The organism is Actinosynnema sp. NPDC023658, from assembly GCF_040639995.1.
Lineage (GTDB): Bacteria > Actinomycetota > Actinomycetes > Mycobacteriales > Pseudonocardiaceae > Actinosynnema.
This window is the reverse complement of the sequence record NZ_JBFAAX010000276.1, coordinates 1-7,781: the sequence shown is the minus strand read 5'-3', so window position 1 is coordinate 7,781 and position 7,781 is coordinate 1. Positions and strand designations below refer to the sequence as shown.

Below are 7,781 nucleotides of genomic sequence, written 5' to 3'. Positions count from 1 at the left end.
CCCGGCTGGGAGAGGGCGCCGGGGACCGCCTGTTCCGGAACGGGCGTTACGAGACCTTGCCGGTGCCCGCACCGCTCTGCACGACCGACTTCACGCTGGAGCACGAGTCCAGGGAGTAGCCGTACGGGATCGACTTGACGGAACCGCCCTGGTCGCCCGCGCCCGAGTTCACCATGTAGTTGTTGCGGGCCACGAGGTTCGCGGGGTCGGAGTCGCCCTCACCGCGGTGGAACGGGTCCCGGGTGTTCTCGAAGTAGTTGCACTCGACCAGGACGCCGGCTTCCTGCGTGGAGGCCACGCCGTACGACGTCACGCCGCCGTAGTAGTTGTTGTAGACGTGCACCGGGTTGCCGAAGCGGACCCGCGGGTGGCGCTGGTTGGTGCCGTCGAACCAGTTGTGGTGGTAGCTGACCCGCAGCTTGCCGCGGTCCTCGCTGCCGTTGTCGTCGCTGTGGCCCAGCAGCATGGTCTTGTCGTGGGCGCTGACCTTGTTCCACGACACGGTCACGCAGTCGGACGCGCGCTTGATGTCGATCGCGCCGTCGTAGCCGTTGCGCAGGCTGTTGTGGTCGATCCAGACCCTCGTCGAGTACTGGACGTTGATCGCGTCGTCGCCCCAGTCCCTGAAGTTCAGGTTCCGGATGATGACGTTGGACGCGCTGGCGACGTTGAGACCCTGCCCGGTGATGGTGGCGCCCGAGCCGACCCCGATGACGGTCTTGTTCGACGCGATCTTCGTCATGCTGGACAACGTGATCGTGCCGGAGACGCGGATGGTCTGCGTGGCGGTCGACTTGGCGGCGTTGGTGAACGCCGTGGCGTCGCTGACGGTCACCGTGCCACCACCGGCGCCACCGGTGGTGCCACCGCACTGCGTTCCCCAACCTTCCAGGTTGAAGCTCGCGGCGTCGGCCGACGGCGCCATGATCGCGGACACGGTCAGGGCCGTGACCGCGACGAGCGCGCGGGAGATCTTGCGGGACATGCGGTTTCCTCCATACGACTGTGGATGAAAAGGGAACCGGCGGCGGTGGGACGTGACGGCGGACTGGGGGCTACACCGGAATCACCACCTCTCCACGGTGTGCTCGCGGATGTGCTCGACGTCGAACTCGTCACCGAGGCCGGGAGACGACGTCATGGTGACGTGCCCGTCCTCGTCGAGCGGGTCGGCGGCCGTGAGCCGGTGCGGCGGCACGCGGTCGAAGTCGTGCAGCGGGTGCAGCAGGCCGCGCTCGTACCAGCGGCCGTTGTCGGTGCCGCCGAGCACGGCCAGGCTGGCCGAGCCGTCGCCGTGGACCTCGCAGTCCATGTTGAACGCCTCGGCCAGGTGCAGTGCCTTCACCGTCGGGGAGATGCCGCCGACGTCGGTCGGCCCGGCGCGCAGGATGTCGCACGCCCCGGAGGTGATCCACTCGGCGCGGCTGAGGTGCTTGCCCCAGGCGACCTCCGGGCCGATCACCGGGATGGACAGCTGCTCGGCCAGCCACCGGTAGGAGCTGGTCGACGCCTCCTCCATCGGCTCCTCGAACCAGTAGAAGTCCAGCGCCTCCAACGCCCGGCCGAGCTCCAGCGCCTCGGTGCGGGAGTACCAGTGGTTCGCGTCCAGCATCAGCTCGACGCCGGGGCCGACGGCCTCGCGCACCGCCTCGCAGGCCGCGATGTCCGCGCGCACGTTCGGCGCACCGGGCACCGGCGGCATCCAGGTGTGCAGCTTGATCGCCCGGTAGCCCCGCTCGACCAGGTTCTTGGCGAACTCGGCGTAGTCGCCGGGCGTGCTCAGCCCGCCGGGGATCTCGTCACCGCACATGGTGCTGGCGTAGGCCGGGATGCGGGACCGGGCGCCGCCGAGGAGCTTCCACACCGGCTGCCCGGCCAGCTTGCCCACCAGGTCCCACAGGGCGGTGTCGACGTAGCCCAGCGCCCGGTCGGTGAACCGGCCATGTGAGCCGCGCTGCTTGCGCGCCATCTTCCGCCACAGCAGCTCCCGGTCCCACGGGTCGGCGCCGAGCAGCACCGGCCGCACGATCGAGTCGAGCACGGCGGGCCGCAGCTGGTCGGGGTGCACCTGCACGCGCCCGACGGCACCGTCGGAGTCGGTCACCTCCAGCAGCGCCTCGCGGACCTCGTGCTCGGCGCTCGGGTGCCGGTGCCCGTGCGGGTCCACCGCGGTCCACGCGGTGGTCGTGAACACCGACACCTCGACGCGCTCGATCATTTGCGGTCCTCCCACTCCTTCTGCGCCTCGGTGAGCTTCTTCGCCACGTCGTCGAGGAACTGCTGGGCGCTCAGCTCCCCGAGGAGCACCTTCTGGTACTGGGGCTCGCTGTCGGTCTTGGTGATCGAGGAGTACTGCGGCAGGTAGACCGGCGCGGGCACGATGACCGTGTCCGGGTCCTCCAGCACGCCGAGCGCCATCTTCACCGGCTTGTTGGTGTCGATCCACGCGGCCGAGCGCACGTCGGTGTTGGCCGGGATCTGGCCGACCTTCTCGTTCCAGTAGCTGTTCGACTCCGACGAGGCCAGGAACTCCGCGAACTTCCACGCGGCGTCGGGGTTCTTGCTGTTCTTGAACACCGCGAACCCGTCGGTCGGGTTGGGCACGACGGTCCGCTTGCCGTTCGGGCCGACCGGCAGCGGGATGGCCGCGACCTTGTCCGCGAACGCCTTGGTCACGTCGCCGGAGGAGCCGAGGTTGTGGTGCATCATCGCGACCGAGCCGCCGGTGAACTGGGCGACCATCTGGGTGTAGCTGTTGTTGACGTCGGCCTCGGGGGTGGCCTTCTTGTACAGGTCCGCGACCTTGTCGACGAGCTCGGCGTTGGCCTTGTCGTTCAGGGTGCTCTTGCCGTCCTTGAAGAAGTTGTCCACGCCGGAGTACGAGTAGGCCTCGGTGATCAGCTGGAACACCGAGCCCGCGCCGCCGCGGATGGTGTAGCCGTACTTGTTCGCGCCCGCGTCGGTGAGCTTCGTGGCGGCGTTGACGAACTCGTCCCACGTCTTCGGCGGCTCCACCCCGGCGGCCTGGAACAGGTCGGTGCGGTACCAGATGAGGTCCATGTTGCCGGAGGTCGGCACCGAGTAGAGCTTGCCGTCCGGCGAGGTCTGGCGGACGGTCTCCACCAGCGAGGGCAGCAGCTTGTCCTTCAGCGGGCCGCCGGTGATGCGGTCGTCGAGCGGGAGCAGCGCGTCCTGGCCGACCAGGTTCGACAGGTACGAGGTGGTCACGCCGCCGACGTCGGGCGTCTCACCGCCGGCGATGGCGGTGTCGTACTTCTGCTGCACCGACGCGCTGGGGATGCCGACGTACTCGACGTGCACGTCGGGGTTCGTCGACTCGAACCGCTTGATCAGCTCCTCGTAGATCGGCGTGCGGCCGGGGCCGCCGTTGTTGTCCCAGAACGTGATGGTGGCCTTGCCGCCACCTCCCGCGTCCTCGGACCCGCAGGCGGTCAGCGCCAGCGCGGCGGCGGCCACGACGACCAGCAGTTTTCTCATGATGCTCCCTATCCCTTGACAGCCCCGGCGCTGAGCCCCTGCACCAGGAACCGCTGCACGACGGCGAAAACGAGGACCACCGGCACGGCCGCCACCACGCCACCGGCGGCGAGCGCACCGAAGTCGGTGTTGAACTCACCCAGCGCGTAGCTCAGGCCGACCGGCAGGGTGAACTTGTCCTGCCGCGTCGCGAACATCAACGCGAACAGGAAGTTGTTCCAGGCGCCGATGAACGCGAACGACCCGACGGCCACCAGCGCGGGCTTGAGCTGCGGCAGCACGACCGCGAAGAACGCCCGCAGGCGCGAGCAGCCGTCGACCATGGCGGCTTCTTCCAGCTCCACGGAGATGTTGCGCACGAACCCGCTCATCAGGATCAGCGACAGCGGCAGCTGGAACGCCACCTCCGCGATGACCAGGCCGGTGATGCTGTTGAGCAGCCCGGCACCCTTGAAGATCACGAACAGCGGGATGAGCATCATCGCGCCGGGGATGAACTGGCTGCACAGCATCGCCAGCAGGAACAGCCGCTGGCCGCGGAACTTGAACCGCGCGAGCGCGTAGCCGCCCATCACCGACAGCACGGTCACGAACACCAGCACGCCCAGACCCATGACCACGCTGTTGTAGAAGAACACGCCGAACCCGATGTCGTTCCACACGGTGTCGAAGTGCTCGAACGTGATCGGCCACGGCACGAGCTGCGTGGAGCCGGTCGGCCGGACCGCGAACACCAGCATCCAGTAGAACGGGACGACCGTGAACAGCAGGTACACCACCAGCGGCACGTGGATGAGCCAGCGCTTGCCCGGCTCCTCGGCCACGGCCCGGCGGCGGCGCCTGGTCGGCGGCGGGCTGTGCGTGGTGCCGGCGACCTCCCGCACCAGGGTGTCGGTCTTGCCCAGGGTCTCGGTCATGAACGGCTCCCGAACTTCGACACCCGCAGGTAGACGATCGAGAAGAACAACAGGATCAGGAACCCGGCGACGGTGAGCGCCGAGCCGTACCCGAAGTTGTGCGAGTCGACGGCCTGCCTGGCGACGTACAGCGGCAGCGTGGTGGTCTGGTTCGCGGGACCGCCGCCGGTCAGCGTGTAGATGAGGTCGACGTTGTTGAACTCCCACACCGCGCGCAGCAGCGTCGACAGGATGATCGCGTCCTTGAGGTGCGGCAGGGTGACGCTGGTGAAGCGCCGCCACCGGCTCGCGCCGTCCACGGACGCCGCCTCGTAGAGGTCCTTGGGGATGCTCTGGAGGTCGGCCAGCAGCAGGATCGCGAAGAACGGCACACCGCGCCACAGCTCGGTCACCACGAGGGCGTCGAACACCGTGTCGGGGTTGCCGAGCACGGACGTGCCCGGCGAGCCGATGCCCCACTGCGACAGCACCTGGAAGACGCCGGTGGACGGGTTGAGCAGCAGGATCCAGATGCCCGTGGTGAGCACGCCGGACACCGCCCACGGCGAGAACACCATGGCTCGCGCCACGCCCCGACCGATGAACGTCTCGTTCACGATCAGCGCCAGCACCAGGCCGAGCAGCAGTTGCAGCCCGACCTCGACGACCACCCACTTGGCGCTGAACGCGAGGCTCTGCCAGAACAGCGGGTCGTCGAACAGCATCCGGGTGAAGTTGTCCAGCCCCGCGAAGCCGTTCTTCCACGGCTGCGTGACGTTGTACCGCTGGAGGCTGTAGTAGACGACGCTCCCGATCGGGTAGACCAGGAAGATCGCCATCAGCACCAGCGTCGGTGCGATCAGGGCGTAGGGCGCCCAGGTGCGGGTCCTCATGCGGGGTTCCAGTCACCGAGGTAGGCGCGCACGGTGTGCTGCGCGGCCTGCTCCGCCGTGAGCTGCGGCCGGTCCGCGCCGGCGTCGTCCCCTCCGGGGTGGGCGCCCGCGCCGGAGTTGCGGAACTCCGCGAACCGGGCGTCGCGCCAGGAGAACCCGGACATGTCGGTCCACGGCGCGGCCTTCACCGCGGCGGGCAGCTTCGAGTCGCGGATGACGACGGAGGCGATGGCCTCGGTGTCGCCACCGGGGTGCCACGGCCGTCCGAGGTAGTAGGTGCCCGCGGGCGCGTCGCTGACGATCGTGGAGTTCGTGATCAGGAACCCGTGCGGGTTGTCGCGGCGCGTGCTGGCGGCGGTGAGGTAGCCCGCCACCCCTCCCCCGGCGTGGTCGCCGCCGCGGTCGAGCGCCCTGATGGTCATCCGGTCGAACACCGCGGTGGCGCGGCCGAACAGGAAGTCGACGTCCCCGACGACCTCGCCGCCCCGGTAGTACTGGCGGGCCCGGGTGCCGACGGCCCGCGTGTCGGCGTACAGGGTGTCCTGGTGGCCGAGGAACCGGACCCGGTCGTAGTACTGCCGGTCCCCCGTCGCCTTCACCGCGACGGCCTGCGTGCCGGTGATCTCCGGGTGCGCGGCCCGGTCGAACGAGTTGCTGAACGTCAGGTCGCGCGCGGTGAACCCGTCCGCCTCGATCGTCGCGGTGGCCGAGCCGGTGGTGCCGTAGGTCGTGCCGTCGGGCTTCTTCGTGCCGTTGGCGTTGTCGTAGTCGATCACGACGTCGCGGGCGGTGCCCGTGGAGCCCTTGAGCGTCAGGTCCGGCTTCGTCACGGGCACCCGGACGACCTCGCGGTACACGCCCTTGCCGATGGTGATGGTGGTGCCCGGCGGTGCGGCGTCGATCGCGGCCTGCACGGTGTCGAAGTCGGTGCCCTTGGCCACGTGGAACCGGTCGCGGGCCTGGGCGCCCGCCTTCAGGTTCTTGATCCGCTCGGCGGGCTCCAGGCCGCGGGTGTACGCGGGCGTCCACCCGGCGTCGTCACCGAGCTGCGCGGTCGGGTTGGCCGCGTTGAACGCGGCGAGCGCGTCCACCGGGCGTCCGTCGACCAGCGTGCCGACCTCGGTGATGGCCGTGCCGCCCCAGTTGTGGATCAGCTGCTCGACCGAGCCGCCGCCGGCGAGCTTGACGTAGTTGTTCTGCACGTACAGCTTCGACTGCACCCCGACGCCCCACGCGTAGTTGAACGTCGCGCCGGGCTCGTACAGGTTGTCGTAGACGTGCACCTGGCCGAACCGGACCCGGGGCAGGCGTTCCTCGACGTTGCGGAAGATGTTGTGGTGCACCGACACCCGCAGCTTGCCGGGGTCGGTGGTCGAGGTGTTGGACGAGCCGATGAGCATCGTCTTGCCGTGGTCCGCGAACAGGTTGTACGAGGCGGTGACCAGGTCGGTGCCGTTGGTCATGTCGAGCGCGCCGTCGTGCTGCTGGAACGGGCGGTCGAAGTAGTCCGGCAACGTGCTGTCCGGGTACGGCTGGTCGGTGAACGTGTTGTGGTCGACCCACACGTTCGTGGCGCGCTGGAGGGACACCGCGTCGTAGTCGGAGTTCCAGTTTCCCGTCGCGCCGTCGGTGGGGTCCCACTGCGGGAAGCAGTCGCGGGTGTCGCGGAAGGTGAGGTTGCGGATGATGACGTTCTGCACGCCGTGCACCCGGACGTTGCCGCCGGTGATGCCCGCGCCCTTGCCGTCCCCGACGATCGTGGTGTCCGAGCCGACGTTGAAGGCGATGGCCTCCGCCTGCCTGCGGCCGGACGCCGCGCGGGCGTCCTCCAGCGGGCCGCTCGGTTCGGTGTCACGCCCCCAAACGGCGGGGTCGTACGCGGCCAAATAGCCCGCCAGCGTGTAGCCGTCGGTGGCGTAGGTCGCGCAATCGGCCCTGACGTCGATAACGCCGCGCACCTTGATGAGGCGGGGCGCGGGAGCCGCGAGGGCGGCCCTCAGTTCCGCCGCCGTGCGCACGACGTGTTCGGTGGTCGCGGCCGAACCGCCGGTGGTGCCGGTGCCGCTCGAAGCCCAGCCGTCACCGGGCTGGAGAACCTGTTTCCCCAGGTCAGGGCTCGCGTGCGCGGGTGCCGCCGCGATCACGCCGAGGGCGCAGGAAAGCACGAGCGCAGTACTGAGTATCCGCATGGCGAGGGGCCTTCCCCGGCGAATTTGTTCATAAATGTGAACTCTATCCAGAAGTGCGAACAGAGTATTACGAAAGTGTCGGCCGCACGTCAACGACGTGACCTCATTCGATTGCCGTTCGACGGTGGAGTTCGACCTGTGGTCGAATTCGAATCGAATTCGACCGGGCGCGGGCCGTCGACACGACGTCGCCCCCGACCCGGTGGCGGGGGGGGGGCGTCGGGGGGGCGCGGGGGCGGGGGGTGAGACCGCCCGGGCGGAGGCGGGGGTGCGGGCGGGCCCCCCGCGGGGGGGGGGGGTGGGCC

6 protein-coding genes are annotated in these 7,781 nt (G+C 69.3%); all 6 read right to left on the bottom strand.

The window, feature by feature from the left end:
• Positions 1-46: 46 nt before the first annotated feature.
• Positions 47-985 (bottom strand): right-handed parallel beta-helix repeat-containing protein, encoded by a 939-nt coding sequence (locus tag AB0G02_RS23640; RefSeq protein WP_360797644.1) that lies wholly within the window; start codon positions 983-985, stop codon positions 47-49.
• Positions 986-1,066: 81 nt separating this feature from the next.
• Positions 1,067-2,218: an enolase C-terminal domain-like protein gene (locus tag AB0G02_RS23635; RefSeq protein WP_360797643.1), complete on the bottom strand. Its 1,152-nt coding sequence runs from the start codon at positions 2,216-2,218 to the stop codon at positions 1,067-1,069.
• Complete coding sequence (locus AB0G02_RS23630; RefSeq protein WP_360797642.1) at positions 2,215-3,498, bottom strand: sugar ABC transporter substrate-binding protein; 1,284 nt, start codon at positions 3,496-3,498, stop codon at positions 2,215-2,217. Before AB0G02_RS23630 ends, AB0G02_RS23635 begins: the two co-directional genes overlap by 4 nt.
• 8 nt (positions 3,499-3,506) lie before the next feature.
• A complete protein-coding gene (locus AB0G02_RS23625; protein ID WP_360797641.1) occupies positions 3,507-4,415 on the bottom strand; it encodes a carbohydrate ABC transporter permease in 909 nt (302 codons plus the stop codon).
• On the bottom strand, positions 4,412-5,287 hold the full coding sequence (locus AB0G02_RS23620; RefSeq protein ID WP_360797640.1) for a sugar ABC transporter permease: 876 nt from the start codon (positions 5,285-5,287) through the stop codon (positions 4,412-4,414). Before AB0G02_RS23620 ends, AB0G02_RS23625 begins: the two co-directional genes overlap by 4 nt.
• Positions 5,284-7,452 carry a pectinesterase family protein gene (locus tag AB0G02_RS23615; RefSeq protein WP_360797639.1) on the bottom strand — a complete coding sequence of 723 codons (2,169 nt, stop codon included), beginning with the start codon at positions 7,450-7,452 and terminating at the stop codon, positions 5,284-5,286. Before AB0G02_RS23615 ends, AB0G02_RS23620 begins: the two co-directional genes overlap by 4 nt.
• Between the last annotated feature and the right edge of the window lie 329 nt (positions 7,453-7,781).